This window comes from Microcoleus sp. B4-C2, assembly GCF_036705265.1.
Classification (GTDB): Bacteria; Cyanobacteriota; Cyanobacteriia; order Cyanobacteriales; family Microcoleaceae; genus Microcoleus.
The window spans coordinates 1-16,481 of sequence record NZ_JAUBUB010000036.1; the positions used below are offsets into that span (position 1 = coordinate 1).

Here is a 16,481-nt window from a genome sequence, read left to right on the forward strand (position 1 = left end):
AGCTTTTTATGAACAGGCTTTCCGGCCTGTTCCACAAGAAAATTCACTCTTTGTGGAACAGGCCGGAAAGCCTGTTCCTGAGAATGGTGCAAGATGTGATATTTAACGGATTTAACAGAAGGAAATCTATCCAATTCTACTTGCCCAAACAAAAAGCGCCCCTATTTCTAGGAGCGCTTTTTGTTAATCAAAAGCTAAATTTAGCCATTGATAGAAGGAGCAACCATTGCTACGGGAGTTGTTTCACCAGCAGCCAAGTCGAGGGGGAAGTTGTGAGCGTTGCGCTCGTGCATTACTTCCATACCCAGGTTAGCGCGGTTGATGACATCAGCCCAAGTATTGATCACGCGACCTTGCGAGTCGATAATCGATTGGTTGAAGTTGAAACCGTTGAGGTTAAACGCCATCGTGGAAATACCCAAAGCGGTAAACCAGATGCCGACAACAGGCCATGCACCTAACAAGAAGTGCAGAGAACGGCTGTTGTTAAAGCTCGCGTATTGGAAAATCAAACGACCGAAGTAGCCGTGGGCTGCAACGATGTTGTAGGTTTCTTCTTCTTGACCGAATTTGTAACCGTAGTTCAAAGATTCAGTTTCGGTTGTTTCGCGAACCAAAGAAGATGTTACCAAGGAACCGTGCATGGCGGAGAACAGAGCACCGCCGAAGACACCAGCTACTCCCAACATATGGAAGGGGTGCATCAGGATGTTGTGCTCGGCTTGGAACACGATCATGAAGTTGAAGGTGCCGGAGATACCCAAGGGCATACCGTCAGAAAAGCTGCCTTGTCCGATCGGGTAGATCAAGAATACTGCGGTTGCTGCTGCAACTGGTGCAGAGTAAGCGACGCAGATCCAAGGACGCATACCTAAACGGTAGGACAGTTCCCATTCACGACCCATGTAGCAGAAAATGCCAATCAGGAAGTGAAATACTACCAATTGGTAAGGGCCGCCGTTGTACAACCACTCATCCAGAGAAGCTGCTTCCCAGATGGGATAGAAGTGAAGCCCGATCGCATTCGATGAAGGAACAACAGCACCAGTAATGATGTTGTTGCCGTACATCAAGGAACCAGCAACTGGTTCGCGGATGCCGTCGATGTCTACTGGAGGAGCAGCGATGAAGGCGATGATGTAGCAGATGGTGGCACTCAGCAAGGTAGGAATCATCAAGACGCCGAACCAACCGATGTAAATCCGGTTTTCCGTGCTAGTTACCCACTCGCAGAACCGTTCCCAAACGTTGCCGCTTTCGCGACGCTGTACGGTTGTTGTCATTTGGTTTATGATGGCTTAATTGAATTTTCAAGGTTCGTTGTGGGGATGCCCCACGCTTATATTAGTAACACCATTCCCTAAAGTTTGCCAAGGGATTTCTGCTGACAATTTAAACATTTTACAAACTTTTACAAAAACTGGATTATTGGTAAATATTTGTAGTTTTTTACAAAGCAATATTACCCACATAACAGGTTAAATATAGCGACCTGAAGAACTGAATTTATTAGCTGTAGATGGGTTCAGCAGTTTTAGTAAATTATTTTTGTTCAGGTCGATTCTCTTTCTGTTTAAATATCTCTTAATTACGTCTGGGGTAGAGAATTTTTAATATTTATTCACATATACCCTGTGGATTCTGCGAGGAAAAATTTTTATCGGGAGAATAGTGAAAACCGGGTTTCTAGTGCGGGCTGCATTCTCAATAATCTCCAATCAACCGGGTTTATTGACGAAAAAAGAAACCCGGTTTCTGAGGCGCTTGGCAATAGAAATCAACCGGGTTTCTGAGGATGAGTCCGCAAGTTCGGCGTAAAAATTAGGATTTAGCCTGGGGGCCAGTTCATCTGCCGACCGCCGAGAATGTGAAGGTGCATGTGGTCTACAGTTTGGCCGCCGTCGCTCCCGCTATTAATGACGACGCGATAGCCGTTGCTAAGTCCGAGTTGTTGTGCTACCCGCTTGACAGTCAGCAGCAGGTGTCCCATGAGAGCATGATCTTCCGACTCGGCATCGGCTAATTTGGCAATAGGCTGTTTGGGAATGACGAGGATGTGGACGGGTGCTTGCGGATGGATATCGCGGAACGCGAGGGCCAAGTCGTCTTCATAAACGATGTCTGCGGGAATCTCTTTGCGGATGATTTTGCTGAAAAGCGTTTCTTGAGTTGTCATGGGTGTTAATGAAGTTCGGCAACGGATTGTGTAACGGATGTAACGGATTTAACGGATGGAGTTTGACGGAAGAGGGCAGAAGGAAGAGGGCAGAAGGCGGAAGGGAGAAGGGGAAGAGGGAAGAGGGAAGACTCAGCAGGAGAGAGGGAAGAGGAGAAAAAGAAGAGGCAAGGAAAAGTTTTTCTTGCCTCTCCCGATATTCATTAGTCATTGTTAATCATAATAGATGATGAATCAAGGACAGGCAAATTAAGGATAAAGAAAAATGCTTGCTAGGGTTTGGAGTGCATCGATCGTTGGAATTGACGCGGTAAAGGTGGGTGTTGAGGCTGATGTGTCAGGGGGGCTACCGAAAATCGTCGTTGTGGGGTTGCCCGATTCTGCGGTGCAAGAAGCTAAAGAAAGGGTTAAGGCTACGCTGAAAAATTCTGGATATGCTTTTCCGATGCGGAGTATTGTGATTAATTTGACTCCGGCGGATTTGCGGAAGGAGGGGCCGAGTTTTGATTTGCCGATCGCCATTGGGATTTTGGCAGCATCCGAACAAGTCAGCGCTGAACTTTTGGGAGATTATTTGTTTTTAGGGGAACTTTCTTTAGATGGGAGTTTGCGGCCTGTGGCTGGGGTTTTGCCGATCGCCGCTGCTGCTCAAAAAATGGGTATTTCAGGGTTGGTTGTACCGGCTGGTAACGCGCAAGAAGCGGCTTTGGTGCACGGAATATCTGTTTATGGTTTTGAGAATATTTTTGCAGTTACTGATTTTTTGAACAATCCTGAAGTTTATTCGCCTGTAGAAGTAAACGGTCGAGAAGAGTTAGCAAAAACGCGGTTTTCGGGTTTAGATTTAAAGGATGTAAAGGGGCAAATTCACGCGCGGCGGGCTTTGGAAATTGCGGCGGCGGGGGGGCACAATTTAATTTTTGTGGGGCCGCCAGGGAGCGGTAAGACTATGTTGGCGAGGCGTTTGCCTGGTATTTTGCCGCCGCTGACGTTTGATGAAGCTTTGGATGTGACTCAGATTCATTCGGTGGCGGGGTTGTTGAAGGATAAGGGAAGCTTGGTGGGCGATCGACCTTTTCGCAGTCCTCACCATTCGGCATCTGGCCCTTCTTTGGTAGGTGGCGGCAGTTTTCCCCGTCCGGGTGAAATTTCTTTAGCACACCGCGGCATTCTTTTTTTGGATGAATTAACTGAGTTTAAAAGAGATGTTTTGGAGTTTTTGCGGCAACCACTGGAAGATGGTTATGTGACGATTTCTCGGACTAGACAATCGGTGATGTTTCCGGCTCAATTCACTTTAGTTGCAAGTACGAATCCTTGCGCTTGCGGTTATTACGGGGACTCGATTCAACAGTGTACTTGTTCGCCGCAAAAGAGGGAGCAATATTGGGCAAAACTTTCGGGGCCTTTGATGGATCGGATTGATTTGCAAGTGGCGGTTAATCGTTTGAAACCCGAAGAAATTACGCGACAGCCGACGGGAGAGGAGTCGGAACCGGTGCGGGTGAGGGTGCAGCGGGCGCGAGAGCTCGCAACTCGCCGTTTTCAGTCGGAATCTAGTTTGCGCTGTAATGCGGAGATGCAAAGCAGTCACATTAACAGATGGTGTCAGTTGGATGATGCTTCTCGGAATTTATTGGAGATGGCGATTCGGAAATTGGGGCTTTCGGCGAGGGCTAGCGATCGCATTTTGAAGGTTGCTAGAACTATTGCTGATTTGTCGGGGGATGAAAGCTTGAAAACGAATCATGTGGCGGAGGCGGTGCAGTATCGGACGATCGATCGAATGCAGTAAGTCAATCGATTTTAGATTTTAGATTTTAGATTTTAGAGGCGACCCCACGGATAAATGCTCTTTCTTGAGGATTTTCGATTTTCGATTTGGGATTGATTCCACGGATAAATCACGTGGCGGGTACCACCTTTGAAATTCGCTTGTCAGCAGCGGCTCAAAAGACACAATCCCCCGATCCCCGACTTCTTAAAAAAGTTGGGTATTTAACAGTTGATTCGGCGATTTAAATTGCTTCTAAACATACGAAGTCGCAGCAGAGGGGGACGAAGGGATTAAGGGGGTATTGAAGCTCGATTGATGTTGTCCCATTATTTAATTGAGCCACTGAAACGCCCCGATGTTCCCATGTTTATTGTCTGATTTTGTGCTGCATGGTGCCAGTATCACTTGTGACCGAAAGCATCCAGGATACCCGCCACGTGATTCATCCGTGGAGAAATCAAAAACGTGTATCCGATAAGCAAGCCCCCGAATTTATCTCGCGCAAGTCAATGCTTCAATCTAAAATCTAAAATCTAAAATCTAAAATCGATTGACAGTTGCGTAAGTTCTGTTAGTGTTAGATTGGGTGAGGCGACAGCAAACCAAGGCAGCAGTTAAACTGGCGATCGCGGCAGCTTTAGACCAAGTACCCGAAAGCTAATCAACTGAAGTGTATCAGCCCAAATATCAAGAGGTTTATCAGCACGTCTAGGAATCTTATTCTGAGGCCACACGCAGTATTTAGACCACCGCAGCTTGAAGCTGGTGTCAATGCCACCCACCCACAGCTTTTGTCAAAAATCCCTCATAATTTCCTCAAAAATTCATCAAGTTTTTACCCACTTTTTGTCATTTTTACTGTAATTTATGATACCGATCGCCCAAGTTGCCCGAATCTCCACAACGGCAGAATTTTTAATACTTAATTTCCCGCTCTCGCTCTCCCTCGCTCTCCCTCGCTCTTCCTCCTTCTTTCTCTTTCCCTCGCCCCCTCTCTCTGTTTCACCCTAAAATTTGAAATTTTTGAGTGACGAATTATGGCACGATCGCAGCGCGTTTTGATACCATGCAATCAAGCGCAAGACAATCAGGGAATGCACTGGAGGTGTGTAAATGGAGCTTTTCGCAGAACAAAAACGGTGCTTGGATTGCTTGGTAAGCTCGATCGAGCAATTGGGAGGTCGAGTAGACATTCCAAAGCTGGAGCAGATAGCTGAGCTAATTATTCAAACGATGAGAGGGCCTTGGCGCTACTTTCACACGTCGGAACACATTTTTGAGGTCGGGGGGTCAGTCGATCCGATCGAGGTGCTGGCTGCCCTGTTTCACGACCTCGTGTACGTGCAAGTCGATCAGGGGGTTAGTTTCAATATTAGCAGCGCCCTTTGTCCTTTTGTCAAAGAAGTGCGATCACAGTTAGTTATTAGAGATGAAACCGAACTGCCCGACGATGCCATGTATCACCTAGTGGCCTCAGTATTTGGGTTTATTCCCGGCAAGACTCTCTCTCCGTTTGGCGGCCAAAACGAATTTTTGAGTGCCGTTATTGCTGCCAAATCTTTGGAGCCTTTTTTGCCAGCTAGTACGATCGCCGAAATCGCCGCTTGCATCGAAGCTACTATCCCTTTTCGCCCCGTTTCGCCCAGCGGTTTGAGTGCGATCGAACTTTTGTACCAGCGTTTGGTAAGTGCGAACCGCGATTTTAACTTGGGATGGAGCGATGCCCAAACCTTAGAAATTGTCAAGCGTGCAGTCAGGTTAGCAAATAGAGATGTCGAGAATTTTGCATCTCCAAATTCCTCTAATTTCTTAGACAATACCTGGAATTTGATGCCAGAAACCAACCACGAATTGACCAATGTTAATTCCTATACTGTTGCCGGATATCGCAGGTCTCTGCAAAAAATGGAAGGATTTTTGAACTTCCTCAAACCCGAGCTGGTTTTCCAGCAGTTTATGCAAGAGCCGGACGATGCAACCTACGCTAACCTGATTGCCCGAACTCGCAAAAATATCGAAGTTGCTAAACTTTATCTGGGTATCAAGCTAATTACCATCGCCATTTTAGAAGCTCTTTCCTACCGCTTGGGGCGCGATATTCCGCTTTCTACTATGATGGGAGAATTGCGCGCACCCGGATTTAAGACCTCAGTTTTGGAGGATTACTTGCCCAACAAACAGATTGCCTACCCATTAGAAACTCAGTTGGAAAAAGAGGTTTTAAATTTGTTAGCAATAGGACGAAATCAAGAATCTCCCTATGATATTAAAAACTCTCCCGTAGCTACGTTTATTATCAAATCTATCGGTTTTGCTGAAACTGAAAACTTTTTGAAGAAAGCTCAAGAGTTTTTTGCCGGTCATATTTCCTCGGAAGAGTTTCTCTCTTACTGTTCTCCCGATGTCATCGAGACCATCTCCTCCGGGGTGATGAAACTATTTGACAGCAGAAAGACGGCTTTAGGGAAAGTTAAATTAGTTCACCAAACAGTTTCTTAGGATAGGTTGGCAAAATCTTAAAACGTTTTCCATCGCAGAAACCTGGTTTCTTGAGTTCAGCCACAATGTGCGGTTAGTCTGAGATGTTGCATTATTCTCGCTTAACAGGCTTTCGAGCCTGTTCCACAACAAGTGCATTTTCTTGTGGGGAGTAGGGGTTGGGCAGGATATCCCGCCTATAGCAGGCTTATTGATAATGGTGCAAGATTTCACTTTAAACCCTAAAAAAAGTCCTCTTTAACTAATATGTTGCACCATTATCAATAAGCCTTTTATGAACAGGCTTTTCGGCCTGTTCCACAAGAAAATTTATATTTTGTGGAACAGGCATCTTGCCTGTTCTTGAGAATGGTGCCAGATATCAGCTTTAAAGGACTTTAGCTATGAGTCTGGGGTTTGAACCCCTGGCGGACTAATTCGACATCAAACTTTTATTGTGGTGAACCAGTCGCACCCTCTGCGCCGGAGTTGCTATCAGGTACAGCCGTATCCGTAGGATTAGAATCGCTCTGGCTTTCGGTATTAGTTTCGCCGCTGGTACCTGCTCCAGAAGCACCATCATTTTGAGTTGGAGATGGAGTAGCTGAACTCTCAGGTGCTGGAGTTGTTGGAGTGGAATCTGGCTCATTCTGCGGAGTCGGAACCGTAGTATTGGTATTATTTGACGGCGAAGATGGAGACGGCGCTGCTTCCTGAGCGGGTGCATCTTGCTGCTGTGAATTTGGAATTGTAATATTGATATTGGGAGCCGGACTTGTTTGAGGAGCCGGAGTTGCGTTTTGAGCTGGACTTGGTTGAGGATCAGGCGTAGCGTTTTGAGCTGGACTTGGTTGAACCGGAACCGGAACAATCTTTTGAATGATCGTTTTTTCTCTCTCTATAGTCCGAGTCGGAGCAGGTGTTGCTGAAGGCTGATTCGCTTTCGGTACAACAATCACAGGAGCAGAAGCCGGAGTAGGAGCCTCCTCACCCCGATTGAAGTAATATACACTGCCCAGAACTAAGCCTGCCAAAGAAGCAAGAAGAATTCCTAACAGTAACCCGCGACCAGCATTCTCATTATCGCGGACTTCTTGGACTCCAACTTGGCGGTGATTTTCCGCCATTTGACCCTGTACATAACCTTGGTGATGAGCTGCTTCTTTAGAAGCCTTCCCCGTTGTACTCGGAACACTTGTAGTGGTTCGCGTTGTACTGACGTGACCGTTAGTTGCATCAGTGTGAACTTCTTGATGAATTTCACGGCTAGAGCTATTTTCTTCGTTAGGTTTCATAATTATCTTCGCCACAACTATTCAAAAAATATTGTCTGTAGGAGATGCCCTTGTTTGAAAACTTGAGCTAAGCTGTTGAGCATTTAAATCACTTATTTCGATTTACTGTCAAGATTCAGGTGTAAGCGTTGGGTGTTTCGCTCATGAGTTTAAATGCTTAACAGCTTTTAGCTTAGGGAGTTTAGAGAACTTTTGGTTTTTCCTTCATTTGTATCCAATGTAACTCGTTAAGGTATTAACCAGGCTCTACCCTCAGAGTGATTCCCAAGTCCCCAAAGGCATAGAATTAGCCGTACTTCAACAAAGAATATCGGCTAAATGAGTTATTTATAATGCTTACTGTGCAAGCATATAGCAATCCTTGCAGGAGTCGTAAAAAATCACGACTCCTGCAAGGATTGCTATAGTAGTTGTAGGTTGCGTTGAGGAACGAAACCCAACTTGTTACTTTCATAGAGAGTTGGGTTTTGCTTAGCTCAACCCAACCTAGGAATAAGTACATAAATGACCGATCGCACTAAAGACAATTACCCACCGATTTGAGACATGGTGCGACTGTAATTTCCTTGAGTAGTTCCCGAATCCCGCTGTTTGAAATTAATTTCCGGTTTCATCTCTAATATGTGCCGCACTCGATCGCGCAATTCAACCGTAGACACCCCATTCCGCAAAGCAGTTTTCAAGTCAATTTGCCCGGTTTCGTTCAGCAGACAAGGCCGCAGCCACCCGTCAGCAGACAAACGCATCCGGTTGCAGCGATCGCAAAAACACTCGGACATTTGGCTGATAAATCCTAAAGTGCCCTTCGCCCCCGGAATTTGAAACACATCCGCCGGCCCATTTCCGCGAACACCCGACTCCGCTAACCCGTATTTGTCGCTAATTTGTTGCCGCAATTCGGCCGAAGCTACCCAACCTTTATCGCCAAATAAATCCCCATTGCCGATCGGCATAAACTCAATAAATCGAACGTGCCAATTCCGGTTAATTGTTAACGCCGCTAAATCCAATATTTCGCCGTCATTCACACCGGGAATTACCACAACATTCAGTTTCAGCGGGTCAAATCCAGCTTGATAAGCAGCTTGAATTCCCTCCCAAACCTGCGTCCATCGCGATCGTCCCCGACTACCAATTATCTTATCAAAAGTCTCTGGTTCCAAGGAATCCAAACTAATATTAATCCGGCGCAAACCAGCATTGTAGAGATTTTCCGCCATTCCCGCCAGCAAAAAGCCATTAGTTGTCATTGACAAATCTCGCGTTTCCGGCATCGAGGCGATCGACCTTACCAATTCCACCACCCCAGGCCGCAGCAGCGGTTCCCCTCCAGTCAAGCGAAACTTGGTAAATCCCACGGGTATAAAAACTTCCCGCAGCAGAGTTAGCAATTCCGAGTGAGTTAACAACTGCTGCTGCAATACATAGTCCAACTCGCTACCTTCCGGCATACAGTAGAGACAGCGGAAGTTGCAGCGGTCTATCAAGCTAATCCGAAGGTAGTCTACGGTATCCATGTCAATAGTTTGTAATATTATTTAATTATAAATGCTGACTCGATTTTCTGCAATTATTGATAGAGAGCAATAAACCTGCATCAAATTCTCTCTCTTCTCTTACTCTGCGCCCTCTGCGCCCTCTGCGGTTAATAAAAAAAATCTCATTCACAAATTTGTATATTTATGTTCTTTGAATTTGAAGCCGATTTTGTAGAAGCCCTGCGCTGCATCCCGATGCAAGTACGTCTCAAATTAGATACTTGCGGCATTAAATTAAAGTTGCAGGATTGGAATCATTTTAACCAAGCAGAACGTCAAATCCTTGTAGAGTTACCTTGCTTGACAAAAGCAGAAATTATTGATTACCGAGAACAGCTAAATCAAATATTAATTCAACAGACAGGCAAACCGGGAACTGATTTGGCGGTTGATGAAAATCCCCCGTGGATGGATGCTGCAACTGTACCAGAGTCGGTTTCTGCAAAAGCGCAAGAGCTCGGCGTGACAATTTCTTTGGCACAGTGGGCGAGTTTGCAGCCTCTACAGCGATTTGCTTTGATTAAGCTTAGTCGATCGAGCCACGAGAATAAAAATTTCATCCCGGCGCTTCAAGAGTTTAAGGTTATTGAATGAGCTCGAATTTGAATTAACTCTTGTAGCGCGCAGAGGCAGACAAGGGAGAGTTACCTCATCGATTCGGGCGATCGTCCTCTGTGACTTCTCACTAAGTGAGGCTTACTCAGTGAGAACAAAGAGAACAATGTGTAACCAAGTGCAGTGTGGCGGTGGGAGAGGTAGGGTGAGGTCGATCGGACATTTAACGGCTTGAGGTTTCCGAAGCGCCCGACACCAAATTCCGAAAATATGATTAATTTTATTTTAAGTATTGTTACCGCAGCGTGGTATTATTTTTCTGAGTTTGCAAAGCACTCGCCTGCTACCTGCATTAGTTTCTGAGCTTCGTGAACACGCAAAACACACCCACCGAACCCACACCAGCAACCGAGGATATTCCTCAAGCTGGCACTGTCTCGACAGTCTCGTCCGAGACAACGAATCCCATGCAAGACTTTTATCGCCTCCAACAAGAGTTGTTGGCGTACACCCTTGCTTTTACGGCGATTATTTTTATCTCCGTTTGGATTTTTTACTCCCTCAACATTGCCCTGAATTATTTGCTTGGGGCGGTCACAGGTGTGGTTTACTTAAAGATGTTGGCTAGAGACGTTGAACGAATCGGCAGCCAAAATCAACGCATCAGCAAGACAAGGCTCGGTTTGTTTTTCGCGGTGATGATAGTAGGAACACAGTGGAATCAGCTACAGATTTTACCGATATTTTTGGGATTTCTGACTTACAAAGCTGCGCTGATGGTTTACGTGATCCGAAGTGCATTAGCACTAGATTACAGGTAAGTCAGGTAAGAAGAGCAAAACTCAACTCATCGATTTGTATGGGGAAGCCCGTTGAATGGCAATGCTTGACGTTCTAAACACCTTTAATCGTTTCCCCCTCGCCAAATTGGAAGTTGGCCAGCAGTTGTACTGGCAACTGGGCAATCTGAAAGTGCACGGGCAGGTTTTTCTAACCTCGTGGTTTGTAATTGCCGTTTTGGTCGTAGTTTCGATTTTAGGAACCAGCAAAATCCAGCGAATTCCCAGCGGAATGCAAAATTTTATGGAGTATGCGCTGGAATTTATTCGGGACTTGGCTAAAAACCAAATTGGGGAAAAAGAATATCGCCCTTGGGTACCGTTTATTGGTACATTATTTCTGTTCATCTTTGTGTCAAACTGGTCTGGCGCTCTAATTCCTTGGAAGCTGATTAAGCTGCCATCAGGTGAATTGGGAGCTCCTACCGCTGACATCAACACGACGGTAGCATTTGCACTGCTGACTTCTCTAGCATATTTTTATGCAGGTCTCAGCAAAAGCGGCTTGGGGTATTTCGCCCACTATGTTGAACCGGTGCCTTTCATGTTGCCGTTCAAAATCATAGAAGATTTCACTAAGCCTCTGTCCCTGAGTTTCCGTTTGTTTGGCAACATTCTTGCGGACGAATTGGTGGTCGGAGTGCTAGTCTTGCTAGTGCCTTTATTTGTTCCTCTGCCAGTGATGGTTCTGGGACTATTTACCAGTGCAATTCAAGCTTTGATTTTTGCAACCTTAGCCGCAGCCTACATAGGTGAAGCTCTAGAAGGCGGTCACGGCGAAGAACACCACGATTAACTAACGATAAACGGCGAAGAATGAAGGAGGAAAAAAAAAATTCTGAACTCAAACTTTCTCCCGTTAAATCGGACAATTCTGTAGACTATCTGTTCTCAATTTTGTACTTTAGATAAGGAAAATCATCATGGACTCAACAGTTGCTGCCGCTTCCGTAATTGCCGCCGCTTTGGCAGTAGGTTTAGCCGCAATCGGCCCTGGCATTGGTCAAGGTAATGCAGCAGGTCAGGCTGTAGAAGGGATTGCCCGTCAGCCGGAAGCAGAAGGTAAAATTCGCGGCACCTTGCTGTTGAGTTTGGCGTTCATGGAAGCGCTCACAATTTACGGTTTGGTCGTAGCCCTAGTGCTGCTGTTTGCCAACCCCTTCGCATAATAATTTGAAATTTTAGATTTGAGGTTTTGGCGATTCTAATCCAAAATCTCAAATCTAAAATCGATTAAGCGAATTAGATGGAAGCCGTCAAAAAATCATGATGCACTGGACAGTATTACTAGCAGTTGAAGAAGCGGCTAAGGAAGGGGGACTGTTTGATATAGATGCTACGCTGCCTCTGATGGCGGTGCAGTTTTTAATTCTAGTCGCAGTCTTGAATGTAATTTTTTACAAGCCGCTCAGCAAGTCAATTGACGATCGCGCCGATTACATTCGCAACACTCAAGTCTCCGCCCAAGAACGCTTGGCAAAAGCTCAGCAACTAGCGCAGCAGTACGAGCAAAAACTGGGAGAAACTCGCAAACAGTCTCAATCAGTAATTGCTGCTGCTCAAGCTGATGCCCAAAAAATTGGGGCAGCAAAAGTAGCTGAGGCTCAACAAGAAGCTCAAGTCGCGCGAGAAAAGGCTGGGCAAGAAATAGAGCAGCAAAAGCAAGAAGCAATGCGCTCACTAGAACAACAAGTAGACGCGCTCAGCGGCCAAATTCTCGAAAAGCTATTAGGGCAGTCGCTGGCCAAATAGCGAGACCGAAGAGTTTTAGATTTTTGATAGAATCTCAAATCTAAAATAGCTTCACCCAATCTGCACGCGCAATTATGGAAGAGTATCATGGGGACTGTTTTATTGCTAGCCACAGAAGCTAGCGGCGAAGGTGGTTTCGGTTTAAATTTCGATATTTTAGAAACCAACCTGATTAACCTGGTCATTATTATTGCAGTGCTGTTTTATTTCGGGCGCGGATTTGTAGGTAAAATCCTGACAGAGAGGCGTTCGGCCATCCAAGAGGCGATTCAAGATGCAGAAAAACGCCAAAAAGATGCAGCAGCAGCTCTAGCAGAGCAACAGCAAAAATTGACTCAAGCGCAAGCAGAAGCCGAACGAATTCGTGCCGCTGCTGAAGAAACTGCCAAGAAAGCAAAAGAAGCAATTCTAGCTCAGGCGGCGCAAGACGTTGAACGGATGAGAGCAACAGCAGGTCAAGAGTTGGAAGCGGAGCGGGAAAGAGCGATCGCCCAACTGCGATCGGCGGTTGTATCTCTGGCATTAGCAAAGGTGGAAAGCCAGCTAAAAACTAGCTTGGACGACGGCGCTCAACACCAATTAATCGATCGCAGCATTGCGTTACTGGGAGGCTAAAACGTGAGTACAGTCAGCACAGAAGTCTTACAGCCTTACGCATCTGCCTTGATGTCACTGGCTCAGTCCAACAATCTCTCAGAGAAGTTCGGCGAAGATATTCGTTCCTTGCTGAGCCTGCTAGAAGGTTCGGAAGATTTGCGTCAATTTTTAGCCAATCCGCTGGTAAAACCGGATGCTAAAAAAGCCGTGATTCAGCAAATAGCGGGTGAAGAAATGAGCCCCTTGATGCACAGCTTTCTGAAGCTATTAGTAGACAAAGGAAGAATTCTTTTTTTAGAAGGGATTGGCAAACAATACTTGGCAAGGCTCCGAGAACTAAACCAAACAGTATTGGCTGAAGTTACATCGGCAGTCCCGCTTTCAGACGCTCAACAGCAGACTGTTCGCGAGAAAGTGCAGGCGATGACCAGCGCTAGAAGCGTAGAAATTGAAACCAAAATAGACGCAGATTTAATCGGCGGTGTGGTAATCAAAGTAGGCTCTCAAGTAATTGATGCCAGCCTGCGGGGACAATTGCGCCGTCTAGGAATTCGCTTGAATTCCTGAGAGTTAATAGCTGATGACTATTAGCTAATTTAATTAGCAGTTAACGGTTGGTAGTTTTGAACAACTGATAACTGACAACTGACAACAAACAACTGACAAAAAACAACTGACATGGCAGCAATCAGACCTGACGAAATTAGCAGCATTATTCGCCAGCAAATTGAGCAGTACGACCAAGACGTAAAAGTCTCTAACGTCGGTACTGTTCTGCAAGTAGGCGACGGCATTGCTCGGATTTATGGCTTGGATAAAGCCATGTCTGGGGAATTGCTAGAATTTGCCGACGGCACCGTGGGCATTGCACTGAACCTCGAACAAGATAACGTGGGTGCAGTGTTGATGGGCCAAGGCCTCGGCATTCAAGAAGGTTCGGCAGTTACTGCTACTGGCAGAATTGCTGAAGTCCCCGTGGGTGAAGCAATGTTGGGACGGGTAGTTGATGCTTTGGCCCGTCCGATTGACGGCAAAGGAGAAATTAAAACTACTGAATCTCGCTTGATTGAATCTCCGGCACCGGGCATTGTTTCTCGCCGTTCTGTTTACGAACCGATGCAAACAGGAATTACCGCTATTGATGCGATGATTCCGGTGGGAAGAGGACAGCGGGAACTGATTATCGGTGACAGACAAACCGGTAAAACTGCGATCGCGATCGACACAATCATCAACCAAAAATCGGAAAACGTGATCTGCGTTTACGTGGCGATCGGTCAAAAAGCTTCTACAGTAGCTAACATCGTCAACGTCCTGCAAGAAAAGGGCGCGATGGACTACACGATCGTAGTAGCAGCCAACGCTAGCGACCCCGCAACCCTGCAATACTTGGCTCCATACACAGGTGCTAGCTTAGCCGAGTATTTCATGTACAAAGGCAAGCACACTTTGGTCATTTACGATGACCTTTCCAAACAAGCACAAGCTTACCGCCAAATGTCCTTGTTGCTGCGCCGTCCTCCCGGTCGCGAAGCTTATCCCGGAGACGTGTTTTACCTGCACTCTCGCTTGCTAGAACGCGCTGCTAAATTGAGCGACGATTTAGGCGAAGGCAGCATGACTGCTTTGCCAATTATCGAAACCCAAGCTGGCGACGTTTCTGCTTACATTCCGACGAACGTAATTTCGATTACCGACGGTCAAATCTTCCTTTCTTCTGACTTGTTTAACGCTGGTTTGCGTCCTGCTGTAAACCCCGGTATTTCGGTATCGCGGGTAGGTTCGGCGGCTCAAACTAAGGCAATGAAAAAAGTAGCCGGTAAGGTGAAATTGGAATTGGCGCAGTTTGAAGAACTGGCAGCATTTTCTCAGTTTGCTTCTGACTTGGATAAAGCTACTCAAAATCAATTGTCGCGCGGCCAGCGCTTGCGGGAACTGTTGAAACAGCCCCAAAGTTCGCCTCTGCCGATGAACGAACAAGTGGCTGTAATCTATGCCGGTATTAACGGCTATATGGATGACATCCCAGTGGAAAAAGTCAGCAAGTTTACTGTTGGTTTGCGCGACTATTTGCGGACTAGCAAGCCGAAGTACGGCGAAATTGTTCAAGGCGGAAAAGCTTTGACTGATGAAGCTGAGAAGCTGCTGAAAGAAGGCATCACTGAATACAAGCAAAGTTTCTTAGTTTCTGCGTAATTAGCACGAAATCTGTAGGGACACGGCAATACCCCTTGGTATCAACTTAAGGTAAAACCCACATTCCGGCAGGGGTTGAAACCCCTGCCTCAAAGCGAAAGTCCTCTTAAGAGGACTGAATACCCAGAAGAATAATTTTTCAACTCATTAGTCCTCTTTTAGAGGACTTTAGCTATTAGACAGGGGTTTCAACCCCTGGCGGACTAGCGGGTGAGCGGAAAGACTGGCGGACTCAAAGCTTAAGTTGACACGCTTTGGGCTCTTGGAGTGTCCCTACTACCGCTGAGAACTCAGAATAAAGGCTAAGAAAAAAGGAGAAAATTATGGCAAATCTGAAAACTATTCGCGATCGCATTAAGTCGGTCAAGAACACTAAAAAGATTACAGAAGCAATGCGCTTGGTGGCCGCTGCAAAGGTGCGCCGCGCTCAAGAACAGGTGACTGCTACTCGGCCTTTTGCCGATCGACTGGCAGAGGTATTATACGGTTTGGCGGAACGGTTGCAGTTTGAAAACCTGGATTTGCCGCTGCTGAAAAAACGCGAAGTGCGATCGGTGGGACTGTTGGTAGTTTCGGGCGATCGGGGTTTGTGCGGCGGTTACAACAGCAACATCATCAGATACGCCGAAAATCGCGCTAAGGAAATCAAAGCTGAAGGCTTAGACTACAAATACGTGTTGGTAGGACGCAAAGCTACTCAGTATTTCCAGCGCCGCGAACAGCCGATTGATGCTACTTACGCTAACTTAGAACAAATTCCCACAGCACCGGAAGCCGCGCAAATTGCTGACGAATTGCTTTCTTTGTTCCTGTCAGGAACTGTGGACAGAGTTGAGCTAATTTACACCAAGTTTGTGTCGCTAATTAGTTCGCGTCCGGTAATTCAAACTTTGCTGCCCCTCGACCCCCAAGGTTTGGAAACTCCCGATGATGAAATCTTCCGCTTGACATCGCAAGGCGGACAGTTTCAAGTATCGCGCGAGAAGGTTGCTTCACCTACGAAGAGTTTGCCCAGAGACATGATTTTCGAGCAAGATCCGGCGCAAATTCTGGAGGCTCTTTTGCCCTTGTATTTGAACAACCAATTGCTGCGGGCTTTGCAAGAGTCTGCTGCTAGCGAGTTGGCAGCGCGGATGACTGCGATGAACAATGCTAGTGAGAATGCTAGCGATTTGATCGGTAGTTTGACGCTAACTTATAACAAGGCGCGGCAAGCGGCAATTACTCAGGAAATCCTGGAAGTTTGCGGCGGTGCTGAGGCTTTGAATGGTTAGGTTA

15 protein-coding genes are annotated in these 16,481 nt (G+C 46.3%); 11 read left to right on the plus strand and 4 right to left on the minus strand.

All coding sequences use genetic code 11. The features are described 5' to 3' along the window. Nucleotides 1–200: 200 nt before the first annotated feature. Nucleotides 201–1,283, minus strand: coding sequence for a photosystem II q(b) protein (psbA, locus tag QUB20_RS12845; protein WP_333246561.1), 1,083 nt, complete (start codon nucleotides 1,281–1,283; stop codon nucleotides 201–203). A gap of 545 nt (nucleotides 1,284–1,828) precedes the next feature. After that, nucleotides 1,829–2,176 (minus strand): histidine triad nucleotide-binding protein, encoded by a 348-nt coding sequence (locus QUB20_RS12850; protein WP_333246562.1) that lies wholly within the window; start codon nucleotides 2,174–2,176, stop codon nucleotides 1,829–1,831. A 265-nt stretch (nucleotides 2,177–2,441) separates the two neighbouring features. On the opposite strand from QUB20_RS12850, the gene QUB20_RS12855 reads away from it, so the two are divergent. Both QUB20_RS12855 and QUB20_RS12860 read left to right on the plus strand, forming a co-directional pair. Continuing rightward, the gene (locus QUB20_RS12855; protein WP_333246564.1) at nucleotides 2,442–3,971 is read left to right on the plus strand and encodes a YifB family Mg chelatase-like AAA ATPase; all 1,530 of its coding nucleotides are present in this window, start codon (nucleotides 2,442–2,444) and stop codon (nucleotides 3,969–3,971) included. A gap of 1,095 nt (nucleotides 3,972–5,066) precedes the next feature. Continuing rightward, a complete protein-coding gene (locus QUB20_RS12860) occupies nucleotides 5,067–6,452 on the plus strand; it encodes a hypothetical protein (protein WP_333246566.1) in 1,386 nt (461 codons plus the stop codon). Between the two features lie 431 nt (nucleotides 6,453–6,883). Here QUB20_RS12860 and QUB20_RS12865 read toward each other — a convergent pair whose 3' ends face one another. Together QUB20_RS12865 and moaA are read right to left on the minus strand one after the other, a co-directional pair. Beyond that, nucleotides 6,884–7,726, minus strand: coding sequence for a hypothetical protein (locus QUB20_RS12865; protein WP_333246568.1), 843 nt, complete (start codon nucleotides 7,724–7,726; stop codon nucleotides 6,884–6,886). Nucleotides 7,727–8,253: 527 nt separating this feature from the next. Then, complete coding sequence (gene moaA, locus QUB20_RS12870) at nucleotides 8,254–9,243, minus strand: GTP 3',8-cyclase MoaA (RefSeq protein WP_333246570.1); 990 nt, start codon at nucleotides 9,241–9,243, stop codon at nucleotides 8,254–8,256. Nucleotides 9,244–9,408: 165 nt separating this feature from the next. Here moaA and QUB20_RS12875 point away from each other — a divergent pair, with 165 nt between their 5' ends. From QUB20_RS12875 to QUB20_RS12915, 9 genes are all read left to right on the plus strand, one after another. After that, nucleotides 9,409–9,858: a nitrate reductase associated protein gene (locus tag QUB20_RS12875; protein WP_333246572.1), complete on the plus strand. Its 450-nt coding sequence runs from the start codon at nucleotides 9,409–9,411 to the stop codon at nucleotides 9,856–9,858. A gap of 329 nt (nucleotides 9,859–10,187) precedes the next feature. Then, the gene (locus QUB20_RS12880) at nucleotides 10,188–10,640 is read left to right on the plus strand and encodes an ATP synthase subunit I (RefSeq protein WP_333246574.1); all 453 of its coding nucleotides are present in this window, start codon (nucleotides 10,188–10,190) and stop codon (nucleotides 10,638–10,640) included. A gap of 55 nt (nucleotides 10,641–10,695) precedes the next feature. Next, entirely contained in the window at nucleotides 10,696–11,454 is a 759-nt protein-coding gene (gene atpB / locus QUB20_RS12885; protein ID WP_242717111.1) for a F0F1 ATP synthase subunit A, read from the plus strand. 127 nt (nucleotides 11,455–11,581) lie between these two features. After that, on the plus strand, nucleotides 11,582–11,827 hold the full coding sequence (gene atpE, locus QUB20_RS12890) for an ATP synthase F0 subunit C (protein ID WP_242717122.1): 246 nt from the start codon (nucleotides 11,582–11,584) through the stop codon (nucleotides 11,825–11,827). Between the two features lie 97 nt (nucleotides 11,828–11,924). Further along, complete coding sequence (locus tag QUB20_RS12895) at nucleotides 11,925–12,410, plus strand: F0F1 ATP synthase subunit B' (protein WP_006631106.1); 486 nt, start codon at nucleotides 11,925–11,927, stop codon at nucleotides 12,408–12,410. An 87-nt stretch (nucleotides 12,411–12,497) separates the two neighbouring features. Then, nucleotides 12,498–13,025 carry a F0F1 ATP synthase subunit B gene (locus QUB20_RS12900; RefSeq protein ID WP_190657386.1) on the plus strand — a complete coding sequence of 176 codons (528 nt, stop codon included), beginning with the start codon at nucleotides 12,498–12,500 and terminating at the stop codon, nucleotides 13,023–13,025. A gap of 3 nt (nucleotides 13,026–13,028) precedes the next feature. Beyond that, nucleotides 13,029–13,574 carry an ATP synthase F1 subunit delta gene (gene atpH, locus QUB20_RS12905; RefSeq protein ID WP_333102795.1) on the plus strand — a complete coding sequence of 182 codons (546 nt, stop codon included), beginning with the start codon at nucleotides 13,029–13,031 and terminating at the stop codon, nucleotides 13,572–13,574. Nucleotides 13,575–13,685: 111 nt separating this feature from the next. Continuing rightward, nucleotides 13,686–15,203: a F0F1 ATP synthase subunit alpha gene (gene atpA, locus QUB20_RS12910; protein ID WP_333037344.1), complete on the plus strand. Its 1,518-nt coding sequence runs from the start codon at nucleotides 13,686–13,688 to the stop codon at nucleotides 15,201–15,203. Nucleotides 15,204–15,526: 323 nt separating this feature from the next. After that, nucleotides 15,527–16,477, plus strand: coding sequence for a F0F1 ATP synthase subunit gamma (locus QUB20_RS12915; protein WP_006631110.1), 951 nt, complete (start codon nucleotides 15,527–15,529; stop codon nucleotides 16,475–16,477). Nucleotides 16,478–16,481: the final 4 nt, after the last annotated feature.

Excerpts from the sequence above, each read along its gene's own strand:
- psbA (WP_333246561.1), bottom strand. The coding sequence starts at position 1,283 with ATGACAACAACCGTACAGCGTCGCGAAAGCGGCAACGTTTGGGAACGG.
- QUB20_RS12850 (WP_333246562.1), bottom strand. The coding sequence starts at position 2,176 with ATGACAACTCAAGAAACGCTTTTCAGCAAAATCATCCGCAAAGAGATT.
- QUB20_RS12855 (WP_333246564.1), top strand. The coding sequence starts at position 2,442 with ATGCTTGCTAGGGTTTGGAGTGCATCGATCGTTGGAATTGACGCGGTA.
- QUB20_RS12860 (WP_333246566.1), top strand. The coding sequence starts at position 5,067 with ATGGAGCTTTTCGCAGAACAAAAACGGTGCTTGGATTGCTTGGTAAGC.
- QUB20_RS12865 (WP_333246568.1), bottom strand. The coding sequence starts at position 7,726 with ATGAAACCTAACGAAGAAAATAGCTCTAGCCGTGAAATTCATCAAGAA.
- moaA (WP_333246570.1), bottom strand. The coding sequence starts at position 9,243 with ATGGATACCGTAGACTACCTTCGGATTAGCTTGATAGACCGCTGCAAC.
- QUB20_RS12875 (WP_333246572.1), top strand. The coding sequence starts at position 9,409 with ATGTTCTTTGAATTTGAAGCCGATTTTGTAGAAGCCCTGCGCTGCATC.
- atpB (WP_242717111.1), top strand. The coding sequence starts at position 10,696 with ATGGCAATGCTTGACGTTCTAAACACCTTTAATCGTTTCCCCCTCGCC.
- atpE (WP_242717122.1), top strand. The coding sequence starts at position 11,582 with ATGGACTCAACAGTTGCTGCCGCTTCCGTAATTGCCGCCGCTTTGGCA.
- QUB20_RS12895 (WP_006631106.1), top strand. The coding sequence starts at position 11,925 with ATGATGCACTGGACAGTATTACTAGCAGTTGAAGAAGCGGCTAAGGAA.
- QUB20_RS12900 (WP_190657386.1), top strand. The coding sequence starts at position 12,498 with ATGGGGACTGTTTTATTGCTAGCCACAGAAGCTAGCGGCGAAGGTGGT.
- atpA (WP_333037344.1), top strand. The coding sequence starts at position 13,686 with ATGGCAGCAATCAGACCTGACGAAATTAGCAGCATTATTCGCCAGCAA.
- QUB20_RS12915 (WP_006631110.1), top strand. The coding sequence starts at position 15,527 with ATGGCAAATCTGAAAACTATTCGCGATCGCATTAAGTCGGTCAAGAAC.